The sequence below is a fragment of the Clostridium sp. cel8 genome, assembly GCF_014050525.1.
GTDB lineage: Bacteria > Bacillota > Clostridia > Clostridiales > Clostridiaceae > Clostridium_B.
In genome coordinates this window covers 19,894-37,827 of sequence record NZ_JACGAG010000017.1, presented here as the reverse complement: position 1 = coordinate 37,827, position 17,934 = coordinate 19,894, and the positions used below count along the sequence as shown (strand labels likewise).

Sequence of the window (17,934 nt, the reverse complement as noted above, 5' to 3'; positions counted from 1 at the left end):
TTTATCTAGAAATAATATTTATATTATAGCATAACTATATCAAATTTGTGTCTAAATAAAACATGCTTGAGTAAAGTTATTAGTATAAATTATATACTTTTTCAACTATTACTGTCATATCATCTTTTATTTTGTTTTCTGACAGTTCCATTGCCTTTTTCATAATAGCATCACTCATCTTTTTTGGATCGTTGCATTTTAATTCCTTCAAAAATTTAACCATCCATTCGTAACTTCCTGCTATATCAGAGTTATAATCCAATACTCCATCACTAAGCATTATTATGAAATCTCCATTTAAAATTCGTTTGTTTGTTATTTCAAAATCAGGTTTATCCAATATTCCTATTGGAAGTGTCTTAGATTTTATAACATCTACATCATCTCCTCTCTTTATAAAACTAGCTACTGCTCCAACCTTTATAAAATCTATTTCACCTTTATATAAATCTATACTACTTAAATCCAATGTAGAAAACTTCTCATCTTCTGTAAATTTAATACTCATAATAGAATTAACAGTACTTATAGCAGTCAACTTATTAAATCCAGCTTTTACAAATTTCTCTATAAGCTCTACAGTAGCACTGCTTTCCCTGCTAGCTTGAGGTCCAAAACCCATTCCATCACTTATAATAGTCATATAACTTCCATCTGGTAAGCTCCCATAACTGTAGCTATCTCCATTATACTTTTCACCATTTTTACACACTCTGTTAACGTAAGTTGCTATATGATATTTAGGAGTTTCCTCAAAAGTTATGCTACAGTTTCTTGTATTTTTATCTATTTTGCATCCTTCTTCATTTACAGACATTAGTTTTCCAGTTACATTATTTACAAGTGGTAGTATATCTTTTACACACTTCTGCTCCCCTCCGCATGCTTTCATTGACATTTTTACAACTAAATGATCATTTTTATCATTAAAACAAAATATATCTCTATAATGAATCTTATTTTTAGTAAGTATTCTTCTTATTTTATTCTCTACATCTGAATTAAATTTTATGTCCAAATTAAACTCATTAACTATTTCATATATTGATTTAGACATATTTCCTATTTGTCCTGCAAGAAGTCCCCTACACTCACTTAATCTCTTTCTCCACATTTCATTTATAATATAATTATTTACAATTTCTTGTGTATTATCCATAATCATAGTTCTCTTTATACACTTTTTCTCTAAATCAGCAGGCATTATTTTTTTATTTTCCTGATAATTCTGTATAATCTCTGAAAACATACTATAGGTGTTATAACTTTCTCGCCTCCAACAAAGCATCCTCATGGAACAATCAGAACAAACCCTATCTGCCAAACTTTCAACTAGTGCACTACTTTTATTTTTCATTTCAAGTTTATCGTTGTCAGATAATTTTTTAAGTATTGTGGACATATTATCAAGCACTCCACCAAAATTTTGAAGCTTTTCTACTAACAAAGACTTGATCTTCTCTGCATAATTCTCTTTTTGGTGTTCCCTTTTTTTCTGCCAATCAAGTTCCATTTCCATTTCATTATATAATTTCTTTGGTATCAAAATAAATATGGCAGAGCTTATAAACATTTCTGGAAGGCTAAATTGTACTCCTATATTTGAGTAAAATTTTAATATCATAAATATAACCATATATGAGGATACAGTCATTATCTTTCCTGTTTCTCGAAAAATTCCGGATACAAGTCCACACAATCCATACACAGAAATATATATCAGTATATTACTTGAAGTTATTCCTAATATAGTGCCCATAGCCACACCAGATGCTGCTCCCTGGGCACTCCCTTTTACATACCCAAGTATTAGAACAAAAGTTAAAGCTATTATATTCCTAAAGGATACACCATGAATCATAATCCCCCATGTACCAGATATTACAAATGACAATGTCACTGCCATACTTATTATCTCTTCACTACTATACAAATGTTGAGTTTTTAATTCTCTAAAGCATATTATTGAATAGTCAATAATAAAATATAATGGGAAAATACATAAAACCTGAAAAAATGAATTAAAAGCTGCTACTGAAAATGAAAACTTAGATATCAGAAACTTATAAAATAACATCTCAGTGAAAATAACTCCAAACAAAATTATTAACTTTTTATTTTTCTCCATGTTGTCAATTATATAACTTATAGTAAAAAGTAATACACTTAATACACAATACATTGGAATGTATTTAGCATTCCCATACATAGATATATACCCTAGTACAGTACCTATTGTTGATAGAAAAGTGTTCTTCCTGTTTTCTGATACTATAATTGCAGTAAGAAAAGCTATTCCAAATGGTGCCATTAAATTTATCATCATAACTCTTCCTACTAAAAATGAAGCTACAAAATAAAGCATAAGTCTTAAAAATTGTGATAATTTTTCTAGTTTGTTTTTCTTTTTTTCACCTCTTAATCGTTCTGCCCTTTGATAGGGGAATACTTCTAAACCATATTGCATATATATCACCCACCTTATAAAATAACTGTTTCCATTATAGCAATATTAACTGGAAATATATGTCATATAGTGATGGCTGTATATATTTTTTTTCGGACATTTATTTCTAAGTTTTTTTTAAATTTTTATTTTAGACAATTATGTTTATAAAAATAAATTTTAATATTTTTATATGTCGTATATTATATAGTTATAATTAATATGGTACTTATAAACGCATATATATAATATTTATCCACAATGTGACTTATTTTATAATAAAATTGTTAATAAGATTTTTATTATATAAATTAAAAAAGATTGTGCCTTATAATAGCACAATCTGCAAAATAAAAAAATCTATAAGACTTATAGATTTTGATGTACAATTTATTCTTTTATAATTTATGGTTGCGGAGGTAGGATTCGAACCTACGACCTTCGGGTTATGAGCCCGACGAGCTACCAGCTGCTCCACCCCGCGACATCATATAATAAAAACTTTACAAAATAAAATGGTAGCGGAAATAGGACTTGAACCTACGACACTTCGGGTATGAACCGAATGCTCTAGCCACCTGAGCTATTCCGCCACAAAAATTTATGGTTGCGGAGGTAGGATTCGAACCTACGACCTTCGGGTTATGAGCCCGACGAGCTACCAACTGCTCCACCCCGCGGCATTTGGTGCTGAAGACCGGAATCGAACCGGTACGAGTTTTAAAGCCCGCAGGATTTTAAGTCCTGTGCGTCTGCCAGTTCCGCCACTCCAGCACATTTCGTTGCTTTAACTCAGCAACATAAATTATTATATAGCATACATTTTATTATGTCAAGCATTTTATAAATATTTTTATTAAAAAAATAATAGAGAGGCTATATTAGCCTCTTAAAATCAATAATTAGTAATCCAATCATATTTATTTATAGCTTAATAAGCTCAATAATTTGAAGATTTCTTATATCCTCTACCTTTTGAATCCTGATGTTTTTTAATATCTTGAAATCTTTCTTCACTTTCCTTCAAGAATTTAGACAATCTGTCTTCAAAGCTTCCTTGTGGCTGATTATTTTTATCTTTTTGCCAATCTATTTCTATTGGTTTTACACTTTTCTTATTTACATTAGCTTGTTTAATAGACAAACTAATTTTACCATTGTCATCAATAGAAATTATTTTAACTTTAACTTTATCTTTTTCTTTAAGATAATCTCTAATATTCTTTACATAGGTATCAGATATCTCTGATATATGCACTAATCCAGTTTTACCATCCACTTCAACAAAAGCTCCAAAATTTGTTATATTAACTACTGTGCCTTCTAGTATGCTTCCTGCCTTTAAGGTCATATTAAAAAGACTCCTCCTTAAAAAATAATATATAAAATAAAAATTTGTAAACTTAATGCTAATTCTTAATATTTATTACAGGAGTCTCGCCTTGTTTAATAAAACCTAGTCTTTCCCTTGCTAACTTCTCTATATACATATCAGATGTAGACATTTTAACTTCATCCTGTAATTTTATATTCTTTTGTTTTATTTTTTGTTCTTCAACATATTTATTATTTATTTCCTTCTTTATATTCCACATAGTTATTTGTTGACTTACAAATATATAGCCTACATATAAAACTAATAATAATACAATCACATTTTTAGGCTTTATTTTTATCCCTTTCATATCATTAATTCTCCTATTATAATATTTAACATATCTATAATTTGTGTCATCAACAATAATATTTGTTTACAATACATAATTATATTGTAATTTGATTTTTAATTTTATTCAAGTTATTTTTTGCATTTTTTATTATTTTTTGATTTAAAATAATAAATAATAAGCTGAAAAGGATACTCAACAATATTTTTTATTATCCTTATAAATCTTGCTGACACTTCAAATGTATTTCTTTCTATATGCAAAAATTTATTACTTACCAATTTAAAATATACATATATTCCAAATAGTATCAACAAGTATACATACATATCTGTATATGCATAATTGGTATAAATCAAGAATATGAACACAATCATTCCTGCTAAAATCCAAAACAATATATCTTCTATAAAAGTAACAAACTTATTGAGATTTGTTACTCCCCTTATAACTCTATATATATCAAATAGTATTCCAGTTAGAATTCCTGCAATCAAACTAAATATTATAAGCCTGAGCTGTACACTTATCGACATAATCATTTATATATACCTACCTCAATTTTTAATTACTATTTAAATATTTTTGAAATTAGCCTATGTCTTTTTCTCTTTAATTGACTATTGGTATACACGCATGAATTTATACTACCTATAATAATTACCTGCCCATTTTGTACGTCAAGCTTATTCATTTTTAATGATGATCCTTTTATATCAAGTGTTCCCAAAGTTGTATTCAGTTTTATCTCATCTTCATTAAAACTTATAACTTCTATAATTCCAGTTATGTTTAGCTTTTTTCTATTTTCAAGACTTAAAGAACTCTTTTTATCATTCAAATTATGCTCTTTCTTTTCCATAAAACATCCCTCCACCTGTAATAATTATATGTGGAGAAATGTATGGTTATTACTTATTATTTACATCAGAAATTATTTCATACATACTTTGTGCATCTTGTTTTAATGCATGCTGTTTTACATTTAATATCCTTGCTTTTAATATGCTGTTTGCATATTTTATCTCTATAATATCTCCTTCTTTTATTTCACTACTTGGTTTGGCAACTTTTCCATTTATATTTACTCTTCCGTTTTCACAAGCCTCTTTTGCTACAGTCCTTCTCTTTATTATTCTTGATACTTTAAGATATTTATCCAATCTCATAAAACAAATCCTCCTAGTAAAACAAAAAACCTAGATTTACACCCAGGTTCTTTGAAAAATTTATCTTATTTATTCACTCTATCTTTAAATTCTTTACCAGCTTTAAATACTGGTACAGTTGATTCTGGTATAGTTATTTCTTCTTTAGTTCTTGGGTTTCTTCCAATTCTTGCAGCTCTCTTTCTTGTTTCAAATGTACCAAAACCAACTAATTGAACCTTATCTCCCTGTTCTAATGTTTCTTCTACACTCTGTATAAAGCCCTTTAAGGCTGCTTCTGCATCCTTCTTTGTTAATTTTGACTTTTCTGATATACTTGCAATTAATTCTGATTTGTTCACTTCTTTTACCTCCTTAATAATAAATATACTCAAGTTAGCATATTCTCTGTCAGTTCAAAAAACTCTTCCTTTTTGCATGTAAAAACTAAATCTGCTATTTTTTAGATTCCTCCCACAATTTATTCATTTCATCTAATTCCATATCATTCATATCTATATTCTCAGACTTAGCTTTATTTTCTATATATGCAAATCGTTTTATAAACTTCTCTATAGTATAATTTAATGCAATTTCAGGGTCTATGTCAAGGAATCTAGCAACATTTACTACAGCAAATATTAAATCTCCTATTTCTTCTAATATTTTTGCCTTTTTATCACTGTTATATACACTTTTAAGCTCCCTATATTCTTCTATAACTTTATCTAGTGCATCTTCTACTCTTTCAAAATCAAAACCCACTTTTGCCGCCTTTTTTTGAATTTTTTCTGAACGCATTAAAGAAGGTAATGTTTTTGCAACATGTTTAAGTTCATCTGTATAACTTTTTAGCCCTTGCTGACGTTTCTTAATCTTATCCCATTCCATAATTACCTGTTTTGAAGTTCTTATATCGCTATTACCAAACACATGAGGATGTCTTTCTATCATCTTATTGCAAATTGTATCTATTACATCATTAATGTTAAAGGATCCATCTTCTCTTCCTATTTGAGAATGAAATACTATATGAAAAAGTAAATCACCTAATTCCTCAACTAATTCTTCATCATCATTATCCTCTATAGCTTCGATTACTTCATAACTCTCTTCAATAAGGCTTTTCTTTAGACTTTTATGATCTTGCTCTTTATCCCAAGGGCATCCATTTTCTCCTCTCAATGTACTCATTATATTCAACAAATCTACAAAATCATATCCGGATTCTGAATTCTCTGGTATATAGATAGACGTTAGATAGTCTATATCGTTTTGCCTATCAAGTTCATACAATTTTATACATCTTACAGACTCTATTTTTTTTATTCCTGCCGCTCTTACAAAATATATATCTATATCAGGCTTATAATATTCCATAAGTGCCAATTTAACCTCTGAAGCTATTAGTTTATCATATACTTGGGTTATTATTATAGCACATCTTTTATCTAAAACTTGAGAAGTTATATCAAAAGCATCTACTATTTTTAAGTTTTTAACCATATCAAGCTTAAGAGCTTCAAATATAGCATCTATAAAACTCACTGATGGTACTATATTATAATCTATAGAATTCATTTTACAAAGCTCAATAAGCATTGTAACAGACTTTTCAGCTACTAATGGGTGTCCCGGCACTGCATACACTATGTTTTTATATTGCTTCTCTTTTAATATTAAGTCTTCAGCTATTTTTTTATATACATCTTCAAATTTACATTCAAAATTATATACAGCATCATAGGTTTCAAAATTAAATCCCTGCGATCTTAAATAGTCTACTGTAGGATGTTTTTCTGTTCTCAAGTAAATTTTTGATGAATTCTTTAAAATATTTATAGTTCCAAGTGTAATAGAATCTATGGAACCAGGTCCAAGTCCCACTATATTAATCATAAGAATTTCTCCTTTTTTATCTTTTAAAAAACCTGTTCTTAATATAGCTATACTTAAATATTCTGAAAACAATTAATAAAATAGTATAAATAATCATTCCAACTAATATTACAAAGAAACAGGCAAATCTAATACTCATGGTATAATTATAAACATTCATGTAGATAATTACAACTGCTATAATCATTAGTACAGAAGCAAATGTAGGCTTTACTATAATTTCAAAATAATTTATTCCTATATCTAGCTTTCTTTTCAAAAACATGATATTTAAAATTGCTGCTAAAGCATATCCCAATGTACTTCCTAGTATTGCACCATATATATTTATACCTGGAATTGGCACCAAAAGCATTGTAAACACTATTTTTAAAATACATCCTGCTGCTAAATTTAAAACTGGTACAATATAGTATCCAGATCCTTGTAATATAGCGGTAGATGTCTGGACAATTACTATAAATGGTATTGATATAGCGGAATACTGAAGTATAGTAAATCCCTGCGATTGTCCAGGAAATAACAGTTCTAGAATCGGATGTGCTAAAGTATACAATCCTAACATAGAAGGTATAGCTATTACTGTTGATAGTTTAAATGCCATATCTATCTTAGATGCAAGTTCAAATTTCTTATTAAGAATATGATATTCTGCAATTATAGGTACAATAGAAGAACAGAGAGCTACAGATAATGTTAATGGAACGTTTATAAGTATAAATGCTTTTCCAGTAAGCTGTCCATATAATATAGTAGACTGTGTATATGTAAAACCCGCTTCTAAAAGTTTTTGTGGAACAAGTGCTGAATCTATAAGACTCATTATACTGTTTACAGCTGCACCTATAGATACAGGAATTGCTATGTACAAAAGTCTATCAAGTATTTTAGGATTATCTGGTGGATTGGCTACATGTATTTCCTTTCGCACATAAAAGTATTTCTTTACTAAATATATCCCTCCAAATAAGCCTCCTGCTGCAGCACCTAATGCTGCTCCACCAGCTGAATATTCTATTCCCTTTGGTAAAAATAGATAAGCAAGTCCAACTCCAACTACAACTCTACCTATCTGTTCTATTACTTGGGATACTGCTGTATAATTCATATTTTGCAATCCTTGAAAAAATCCTCTAAAAGCACTCATTATGGATATAAACATAGGAGCAAATGCAATTGCTACAAGTGAATAATAGGACTTGTTATCCCATCTTAAAAAATGTATTATAGGCCTTGAAAAAATCAATAAAAGGGCAGTAAATCCAGTCCCTAATATAAACATAAGTAACATTGCTTTCCTAAATATTTGGATTACTACTACATAATTTTCTGTTGCATAACTTTCCGATACCATCTTTGAAATTGCCACAGGTATTCCTGAAGCTGCAGCTATAAAAAACATATATAATGGGAATGACATTTGATAGTATCCTACTCCTTGATCTCCAATTAACATTTGAAGTGGCCATCTAAAAAACAGCCCTAGGAACTTACATATCATACCTGACATTCCCAATATAAAAGTGCCCTTCATAAGTGATTGTTTTATCATAAAAATACCCCCGAATATCCTTGATTGCAAACTTATAAAATATACTATATATGTTTATAATTATTTTGAGTTTACAATTATTATTACTTAATGTGGGTATTTTTTACTATTAGTAATTATTATTTAACAGATATATAATTTCATTTTTCAAAGAAAATACAGCAGCAGTTTAAACTGCCACTGTATTATTCCTCCATTTGTTTACCTAAAAATGATGCTGCTGTTTCAGCAAGTTTAGCTTCAACATCTCCAAAATCTACATCTTCTTTTGATGTTATTATAACTGCCCCAATTGCATCTCCTCCTGCTATAATAGGAGATACTACCTGAGCTGTATATTTTCCCTGAGCCTCCTCATCATCATACAGATCAATTACTTCATTTTCATTTAATGAAACTAATTTTCTATTTTCAATTAGGCTCTCCAATTCTTCACTTATTCTTTTATCCATGTATTCCTTTTTAGGAGCGCCACTTATGGATACTATACTATCATTATCACAAATTAAAATAATATTTCCAATAGTTTGCTCAAGAGATTCTGCATATCCTTTTGATATTTCACTTAATTCATCAATAGGTGAATACTTTTTTAAAATAACTCCTCCTTCTCTATCTGTAAATATTTCAAGTGGATCACCTTCTCTTATCCTAAGAGTTCTTCTTATCTCTTTTGGTATAACAACTCTACCTAAATCGTCTATACGTCTAACAATTCCAGTTGCTTTCATTTCATATTCCTCCTTAATTATATAGATTGTGTTATTATTATTTTTCTAAATATGAAATTTTATGCACAATTGTTATTAAAACTAGTAATACAAAAAAATAACCTTATTAGAATTATCTAATTAAGGCTATTTTTATGATATTCTTATATTATATTTTTTTCTTTCTTTTCTATATCAGCAGCTTTTTTCCACTCAGCAATTTTTTTCTGAACTATACTTGTTTTTTGCTCATTCTCAAGTTTAGTTTTTATCTCATCTTTAACTTCAGAAAAATCTTTAACTGGATATATTGTTTTCTTTATACACTTTATTATATGCCATCCAAAGCTACTTTGTACTGGATCCGAAATCTCACCTTCATTTAAAGCTGTAGCTCCAGCCATGAATTGTGCATCATAGTTAGTATCATCTGCACTTATCTCTCCTAAATCTCCACCATTATCTTTATTTGAATCATCTAGGGAAACATCTTTTGCAACCTCACTAAAGCTTTCTCCTTTATCCAATCTTGCTTTTACCTTTTTAGCTTCATCTTCTGTCTTTACAAGTATATGAGCTAAATGCATTTTAGTAGGATATTCTCTATAACTATCCTTGTTGTTATTATAATAATCTTCAACTTGCTTATCTGTAATCTTCAAATTCTTAGTAAGGCTTTTTGTTATGTTTTCTTGTATTTCTTGATTTCTAACTTGATCTATATACATATTTTTCAAAGAATTCTCAGTAAGTCCTTGATTTTTAAGAGCTTCTTTAAATTTAGTTTCATCATTATCAAAATATTGTTTTTTCATGTTATTTATTTGAGTTTCAGCATCAGCTTTAACTTTAGATTCACTTGGAAGAAGATTCAATTCTTTAGCCTTTTGAGCTAATAATTTCTCTGTTATCATATTATCTAATATAGTTTCTTTTTGAATTTTTATAGCTTCCATTGCCTCATCATTTTCAGAATAATTGTCCCCATACTGCTGTTTAACCTGCTCAATTAACTGAAGGGTATTTGGATCACTATCAAGTTCACCTCTTGTTATCTTCTCTCCATTAACTGTAGCTACAACACTATTTTTTATAGCCTCAGGTGTCTTTTCTATCATACTACACCCAGAAATAGAAAGTGCTGCTATAATACCTAAACAAGCACATAAAATTTTCTTCGTATTCACTACTACTCCTCCACTCTCTTATGTAATAAAATTTTTATAAACTTTTATTTTGACTCGCTTTATTAAAATTGATATTGACACAGATTTCCATACTTATTTTATAAAATATAAAATAATTTTATCATAAATATAATTTTATAACAAAACTATTTTTATTTATATACTTGTAATTTATTGTAAATTATTAAATTATTAGTTTCCTTCTTTAATTTTTACCATAAACTCCATAAGTTCTTTTATATTTGATATGAGGTTATCTTTCTTTACATTTTTAAGACTATATCCAAATCCAGGTCTATCATCCACTTTCAACACTATATTTTTCGAATATTTTCTTAAAACAGCTTTTAAAACTTCTTTATCTATTTTCTCTTTACTTTTAAATAGGAACAAAACTTCATTTCCCTTTTCTTTTATTTCTTCTATCCAAAGTCTTTTTCCAACACTTCTTAAATATGATATATTCATAAGATTATAAACTGGATCTGGTATACTAGAGAACCTATCTTCTAGCTCTTCTTTTATATCCATCATATCATCATAAGAGTCAATAGTTGCTATTTTCTTATATATTTCTATTTTCTGTACTTCACTTTGTATATAAGAATCTGGTATATACGCGTCAACTTTCAATTCTACTGTAGTTTCTATAGATTCATCTTCAACTTCTCCTTTTATCAATTTAATGGTATCTTCAAGCATTTTACAATATAAATCATATCCTATTGCCGCCATATGCCCATGTTGTGATGATCCCATCATATTTCCAGCACCTCTTATCTCCAAATCCTTAAGTGCTATTTTAAATCCAGAGCCTAATTCTGTAAAATCTTTAATTGCTTTTAGCCTTTTTTCAGCTACCTCTGTAAGTACTTTATCTCTTCTATATGTTAAATAACAATATGCTATTTTATCTGTTCTTCCTACTCTCCCTCTCAATTGATATAGTTGTGATAATCCCATCTTATCTGCATCATAAATTATCATTGTATTAACATTTTGTATATCCATACCAGTTTCTATAATAGTAGTACATATTAAAACATCATATTCATTATTCATAAAAGAAACCATTATATTTTCAAGTTCTCTTTCTTTCATCTGGCCATGGGCAACTGCAACCCTTGCTTCAGGTATGAGTTTTGATATGTAGGCAGCCATTTTATTTATATTTTCTACTCTGTTATATACAAAATATATTTGTCCCTCTCTATTAATCTCTCTCAATATAGCATCTCTTATCAACTGATCATTATATTCAACTACATAAGTTTGTATAGGTCTTCTCTCCTCAGGTGGAGTTTCTATAACACTTATATCTCTAACTCCCACAAGTGACATATGAAGAGTTCTAGGTATAGGTGTTGCACTCAATGTAAGGACATCGATATTTTTCTTTAATTTCTTTATCTTTTCTTTATGACTAACTCCAAATCTTTGTTCCTCATCTATTATTAAAAGTCCAAGATCCCTAAACTTAACATCTTTTTGAAGTATCCTATGAGTTCCTATAAGTATATCAATATCATTAGTTTTCAATGCTTTTAGAGTTTTTTTCTGATCAGCAGAACTTCTAAATCTGCTTATCATATCTATTTTTATAGGGAAACCTGAAAATCTTTTAATAAAATTATTATAATGCTGTTGTGCAAGTATTGTAGTAGGTACTAAAAAAGCAACTTGTTTACCATCCATAACAGCTTTAAATGCCGCTCTTACTGCAACTTCTGTTTTACCATATCCTACATCACCACATAGTAGTCTATCCATAACCTTATCTGATTCCATATCTGATTTTATATCTTGTATTGCATTAATTTGATCTGGAGTTTCATCATAAGGAAATTCATCCTCAAACTGTTTTTGCCATACAGTATCTTTCAAGTACTTATAGCCTTTAACAGTTGATCTCACTGCATATAACTTTACAAGATCATCTGCTATTTCCTCTATAGATTTTTTTGCTCTTCTTTTAGCTTTAGACCATTCAGAACTTCCAAGTTTATTTATTCTTGGTAACTTTCCTTCACTTCCTATATACTTTTGGACCATATCCAATTGTTCAACAGGTACATATAATTTATCATTATCATAATACATAAGTTCAAGGTAATCTTTTTTATGTCCCTGAACTTCTAGCTGCTTTATTCCCTTATATACTCCTATACCATGATTTACATGAACCACATAATCCCCAGGTTTTAATTCAGTGAAACTCTTTATTTTATTTGTACCTTTTTTTCCACCTTTTTTTGACCTTTTTTTTCTAGATGTCTTAAACATATTCTTACCTGATATAACACATAATTTCAATTCAGGATATTCAAAACTATTTTTTAATCCTCCAAAAGTTATTACTACCTCACCATTTTTTATTTCATCTACTTTGTCTTTATAACTACTCTCTATATCATTATCTCTAAGAGCTTCTACTAATCTTTCACCTCTAGGTCTTGTACCTGAAAGAATTAACATCTTAAATTCATCAGATTTTTTCTTTTTTATTTCATCAATTAACAAATCTATCTGACCATCATAATTATTTAATGTTTTTTGAGAAAATTCAATGCTTGATTTAGGTTTGATATAACTTCCTGATTTGCTTATTGAATCCATTATAATAAGTTGTCTTGACATTAACAAATTAATAATCCTAGACTTTTCTACAAGAAGATTAACCTGTTTTGGCAAAACATTTCCTCTTTGAAGAAATGTTTTATAATTTTCTTCAAATTCAAAATAAACACTATCAAGCTTTCCACTGCACCTTTTAGCATCATCAATTATTATAAAATAATTTTTTGTATAATCTAAAAACAGAGATGGTTTATCATAAAAATAGGGCATAAAACTATCTATCGTACTAAAACTACCATTTTCTTTAAGGGATTCAATATTCCTGTTTATTACTTCTTCTAATCTATCTGCAGCTTCATAGTTTTTATTCTTACGCAGTTTTTGTACAATCAAATCCTTATCATTTTTTATACTTTCATATCCACTTTGAATTTTATCATCATCCAATATAATTTCTTTTGCTGGAAAAATTTCTATACTTTTTACCCTATCAATACTTCTTTGGGATTCAACATTAAAACTTCTTATTGATTCAATCTCATCTCCAAATAATTCTATTCTATAAGGTTCAGATAATATAGGAGAATATATATCTAATATACCTCCCCTTATAGAAAATTGTCCTTTAGAGTCTACAGTATCTATTCTTTCATACCCACATTGAACCAATTTCTTAGTGAAATCCTTTAGATTAATGCTCTTCCCTTCTGACAACTTAAATGTATATTCTTTATACAGCTCCATAGGTATATATGTAGAACTCAGTGCTTCAACACAGGTAATTATAATCTTTCTACTACGTTTCATCATCTGTCTAATTACTTTCAGTCGTTCCCATCTTAAATCACCCGATATAGCATCTACGTTGTAAAACACTACTTCTTTAGTAGGTAAATAGAATACATTAGTTTCATAAAAAGATAAATCTTCATATAACTTTCTTGCTTCCACATCACTATGAGTAAGAATTAGGAAGGGCTTATTTATCTTCTCATATACTGAATCGATAAAATAGCTCCTTCCTGACTCAGAAAGCCCAACTACTCCTATTGGAAACTTTTTATCTCCAATTAACTTTATTATATCATGGAATTTTTCACTATCTTTCATAGATTCCATAAGTCCATTTAATCTCATTTTAAACAACCACCTATAAAATTTCTCAATTTAAACAACAAACAATAACCGTCAACCTCTTAAATTAAGAGATTACGGTAAATAAAATGTACTTTTCAAATATTTATTCCATTAAATTTATTCATAGCCTCGTATGTTCCTTTATTTATAATAGTAGAAACAGCGTCCTCTGCAACTTTAAAAACTTTTTCTATATGCCTTCTCTCTTCTTTATCAAATTTACCAAGAACGTAAGATATAATATCTACATCAGGCTGTCCAACACCTATTTTTATTCTCGTAAATTTATCTGTTTTTAAATTATTTATTATATTTTTTATACCATTGTGACCACCAGCACTGCCTTTAGATCTTATTCTAATCTTTCCTATTGGAAGGCTTATATCATCTTGAATAATTATTATATTTTCATTATTTATCTTATAAAAGTCAACTATTTCTCTTACACTTTCACCACTTAGGTTCATATAAGTACTAGGCTTTAACAATATAACTTTTTCATTTTGTATAACTCCACTTCCATAAGTTCCTTTAAATTTTTGCTTATTTATATTTATATCATAATCTTTACTTATAAGATCAACAACATCAAATCCTACATTATGGCGTGTATTATTATATTTTATTCCAATATTACCTAATCCAACTATCAAAAACATTTTACTACTCCAATCTAAATACTAAATAAAATTAACTATGGATAAAAAATTACACATTTATACAGGCACATAAAAGTTTTAACTTAACAGTAAGTTGCTAAGTTAAAACTCAATTGATTCCTAAATAATAATTATTGTAAAATATAACAATAATATTATAACATATATACAGCTAGTATATTAGATTGTTTTTAAACTTTTCTTATAAAAGTAAAATTAAAGTTAAGATTAATTTTCTATTTCCTTCTGTAAAACTACAGTTATATTTATAGTATTACCATTTCTCAAAATTTTACACTTAATCTTATCTCCAACCTTATGTGAATTTATAATATATTGAACATCGTCCATTTCAAATACTTTTTGATCATCAATAGCCAGAAGAACATCAGTAGGTTTTATTCCTGCTACAAAAGCACTACTCCCTTTTTCTACTCCCTCAATATAAACTCCCTTAACTTTATTATTATCTAGCACTACAGCATTTCCATATATCCCTAAATATGGTGTAGAAACTTTTCCATTTTCAATAAGTCGTTCTATTATTTCTTTAACTTCATTTATAGATAGAGCAAATCCTAACCCTTTAGTACCATCAACTGAACTAGCCTGAAATCTATTTATACCAATAACTTCTCCATCTTTATTACAAAGTGGTCCTCCATTATTACCTGAATTTATTGCAGCATCAGTCTGTATAATTTTATTATATTCCACACCACTATATTCTATTTTCCTATTAATACCACTTATTATTCCGGCTGTTACTGAGCCTTCAGGATTCTCTCCCATAGAACTACCTATTGCAATTGCAGTATCACCTATTTTTATCTTAGAGGAATCTCCCAACTTAGCTTGTGGAAGATTATTTGCATTTACTTTTATTACTGCTAAATTAGTTTTTTTATCTATTCCCTGTATTGAGGCGTTTAACATCTTTCCACTTGAAAGCTTTACTGTAATCTTAGGTGCATTTTTTATTAGATCATAATTTGTTACTATATATCCTTTTGAATCTATTATTATTCCTGATCCTACATTTGTATTAGAATCATCAACATATCCTTGGCTATTATTAACTATGGAAACTACTGTAGACCCTACTGTTTCAGCTACTTTTACTATTGAATTTGACTCATCAGATGTATCTTCATTATAAGTAGTATCTCCATACGAATTTTGTATATTTGAACCAACTTGAACTTGACTTTTTTTAGATTGCATTAATGTAGGATCACTTGGCGCATAGACTTTATCAGGTTCTCTTTTACTTGCAACATATGCTCCTGATATGCCTCCTGAAACCATTGCTATTAAAATAAAAGAACATAGTCTTAGCATCTTCCTAATATTAGATTTTTTCCGACTATTTATAAACTTTATTTTGGCTTTATCATTAGTTACACTTTGCCATTTTACGTCTTTTACGCCATCATTTTTTCTATCACTCATTAAATTACACCTCATAATTACTCTATTTAGCATTAGTATAATAAAAACTTTTTACGCAAGTATGAACAATACTCTAATGATTTGTTAAATTCTTTTAAGTGTAAATGCAAATTCTACTCCTCCACTTTCAATATTCTTTACCCATATATCTTCTCCAAGCTGAGTCAATATACTTCTTACTATTGGAAGTCCAAGACCTGTGCTTACCTTCGAAGTTCTAGACTTATCTACTTTATAAAATCTATCCCATATATGTTTTAAATCCTCTTCACCTATTCCAACTCCATCATTAAACACTGATATAATTGCTTTAGAACCCTTTGTTTTAGTTTTAACCTTCACATTTCCTCCAATGGGCACATACTTTATTGCATTGTCAATTAAATTTGTTATAACTTGAGTTATTCTATCTTTATCTGCTGCTACATATAATTTATCATCTTCCATAAGAACATCTACTTTTAGTTTTTTATCATTTATCTTCTGCTCAAATTTTATTACACATAATCTCACTATCTCATTTATATCTATTTCATCAATTCTAAGCTTGAGTTGTCCTGATTCTATGGCAGATAAATCTAAGAGATCATTTACAAGCCTTGTAAGCCTTTGTATTTCAGAATAAGTTAGCGAAAGATAATAATTTTGTTTTTCAGGAGGAATTACACCATCTAACATTCCTCCTATAAATCCCTTTATAGATGTTATAGGAGATCTTATTTCGTGAGATACATTGGATATAAATTCCCTTCTATTCTTTTCAACTTGTTGAAGTGAATCTGCCATACTATTAAAAGACTTTGCAAGTACTCCTATTTCATCTTTTGAGTCTATGTATACTCTATTTTCAACCTCACCTTTTGATATTTTATCAGCTACATAATTTATCTTTTCAAGAGGTTTTATAATCATCTTTTGTGAAAGATAATATATTACAATACACGAAACTATAATGGCAAACACTGCAGATATCCATATTATCTCATACACTCGTTTAAGTGCAGCTTTTAGCTCACTTATAGATGTATGCATCATTATTGCACCTTTAAATACTCCATTAAAAAAAATTGGAATTTCAAATGTATGAACCGGTGAGTTAAATACACCTAAATATGTTCCTGTTTTATCCACAGTCTTTCCATTTCTAAGCTCATCTAAGTCACTAGTTACTATTTGTATTGAAGCATCAGTTAAATCTTCATGATTGCTCTTAGATACAGAATATACATATCCATAGTTATCTACAAGCCATATATCTGCTGATAAATAATTTCCTATATAAGTTATAGTATTATTTATATCCTCAGAGGTTATATCCCCCATTAAGTATTCAATAGTTCTTTCCTTTATAAATTTAGATTCTCGAATAAGCTCAGACTTTCTCTGATTAAAATAATAATTTTCAAACCAATATGATATAAACGCAAAAGTTATAACAAAACTCACAACAATTATAGCTGTAAACGCTATTACAAACTTTGAAAACAAGCTTTTCTTCAC

General features: G+C 28.7%; 15 protein-coding genes and 4 tRNA genes. All 19 read right to left on the bottom strand.

Features of this window, described 5'->3' with window-relative positions; all coding sequences use genetic code 11:
- Positions 1–79: 79 nt before the first annotated feature.
- The gene (gene spoIIE / locus H2684_RS11870) at positions 80–2,467 is read right to left on the bottom strand and encodes a stage II sporulation protein E (RefSeq protein ID WP_182089612.1); all 2,388 of its coding nucleotides are present in this window, start codon (positions 2,465–2,467) and stop codon (positions 80–82) included.
- A gap of 387 nt (positions 2,468–2,854) precedes the next feature.
- Positions 2,855–2,930, bottom strand: a tRNA-Met gene (locus H2684_RS11865).
- 32 nt (positions 2,931–2,962) lie between these two features.
- Positions 2,963–3,039, bottom strand: a tRNA-Met gene (locus H2684_RS11860).
- Between the two features lie 11 nt (positions 3,040–3,050).
- Positions 3,051–3,126, bottom strand: a tRNA-Met gene (locus tag H2684_RS11855).
- Between the two features lie 5 nt (positions 3,127–3,131).
- Positions 3,132–3,220 (bottom strand) — tRNA-Leu (locus tag H2684_RS11850).
- A gap of 166 nt (positions 3,221–3,386) precedes the next feature.
- Complete coding sequence (locus H2684_RS11845; protein ID WP_182089611.1) at positions 3,387–3,797, bottom strand: S1 domain-containing RNA-binding protein; 411 nt, start codon at positions 3,795–3,797, stop codon at positions 3,387–3,389.
- Between the two features lie 58 nt (positions 3,798–3,855).
- Complete coding sequence (locus tag H2684_RS11840; protein ID WP_182089610.1) at positions 3,856–4,131, bottom strand: septum formation initiator family protein; 276 nt, start codon at positions 4,129–4,131, stop codon at positions 3,856–3,858.
- Between the two features lie 113 nt (positions 4,132–4,244).
- The gene (yabQ, locus tag H2684_RS11835; protein WP_347707552.1) at positions 4,245–4,649 is read right to left on the bottom strand and encodes a spore cortex biosynthesis protein YabQ; all 405 of its coding nucleotides are present in this window, start codon (positions 4,647–4,649) and stop codon (positions 4,245–4,247) included.
- Positions 4,650–4,684: 35 nt separating this feature from the next.
- Positions 4,685–4,975 carry a sporulation protein YabP gene (gene yabP / locus H2684_RS11830; protein WP_182089608.1) on the bottom strand — a complete coding sequence of 97 codons (291 nt, stop codon included), beginning with the start codon at positions 4,973–4,975 and terminating at the stop codon, positions 4,685–4,687.
- Positions 4,976–5,024: 49 nt separating this feature from the next.
- Positions 5,025–5,282 carry an RNA-binding S4 domain-containing protein gene (locus H2684_RS11825; protein WP_182089607.1) on the bottom strand — a complete coding sequence of 86 codons (258 nt, stop codon included), beginning with the start codon at positions 5,280–5,282 and terminating at the stop codon, positions 5,025–5,027.
- A gap of 65 nt (positions 5,283–5,347) precedes the next feature.
- On the bottom strand, positions 5,348–5,623 hold the full coding sequence (locus H2684_RS11820; RefSeq protein WP_182089606.1) for an HU family DNA-binding protein: 276 nt from the start codon (positions 5,621–5,623) through the stop codon (positions 5,348–5,350).
- Positions 5,624–5,717: 94 nt separating this feature from the next.
- Positions 5,718–7,160 (bottom strand): nucleoside triphosphate pyrophosphohydrolase, encoded by a 1,443-nt coding sequence (mazG, locus tag H2684_RS11815; RefSeq protein WP_182089605.1) that lies wholly within the window; start codon positions 7,158–7,160, stop codon positions 5,718–5,720.
- Between the two features lie 16 nt (positions 7,161–7,176).
- Complete coding sequence (locus H2684_RS11810) at positions 7,177–8,712, bottom strand: polysaccharide biosynthesis protein (RefSeq protein ID WP_182089604.1); 1,536 nt, start codon at positions 8,710–8,712, stop codon at positions 7,177–7,179.
- 185 nt (positions 8,713–8,897) lie between these two features.
- On the bottom strand, positions 8,898–9,443 hold the full coding sequence (gene spoVT, locus H2684_RS11805) for a stage V sporulation protein T (protein ID WP_182089603.1): 546 nt from the start codon (positions 9,441–9,443) through the stop codon (positions 8,898–8,900).
- Positions 9,444–9,586: 143 nt separating this feature from the next.
- Positions 9,587–10,609 (bottom strand): peptidylprolyl isomerase, encoded by a 1,023-nt coding sequence (locus H2684_RS11800; protein WP_182089602.1) that lies wholly within the window; start codon positions 10,607–10,609, stop codon positions 9,587–9,589.
- 192 nt (positions 10,610–10,801) lie between these two features.
- Positions 10,802–14,323 carry a transcription-repair coupling factor gene (mfd, locus tag H2684_RS11795; RefSeq protein WP_182089601.1) on the bottom strand — a complete coding sequence of 1,174 codons (3,522 nt, stop codon included), beginning with the start codon at positions 14,321–14,323 and terminating at the stop codon, positions 10,802–10,804.
- 95 nt (positions 14,324–14,418) lie between these two features.
- Positions 14,419–14,982, bottom strand: a complete 564-nt coding sequence (gene pth / locus H2684_RS11790; RefSeq protein WP_182089600.1) for an aminoacyl-tRNA hydrolase — start codon at positions 14,980–14,982, stop codon at positions 14,419–14,421.
- A gap of 228 nt (positions 14,983–15,210) precedes the next feature.
- Positions 15,211–16,434: a trypsin-like peptidase domain-containing protein gene (locus tag H2684_RS11785; protein WP_182089599.1), complete on the bottom strand. Its 1,224-nt coding sequence runs from the start codon at positions 16,432–16,434 to the stop codon at positions 15,211–15,213.
- Between the two features lie 84 nt (positions 16,435–16,518).
- The gene (locus H2684_RS11780) at positions 16,519–17,934 is read right to left on the bottom strand and encodes an ATP-binding protein (protein WP_182089598.1); all 1,416 of its coding nucleotides are present in this window, start codon (positions 17,932–17,934) and stop codon (positions 16,519–16,521) included.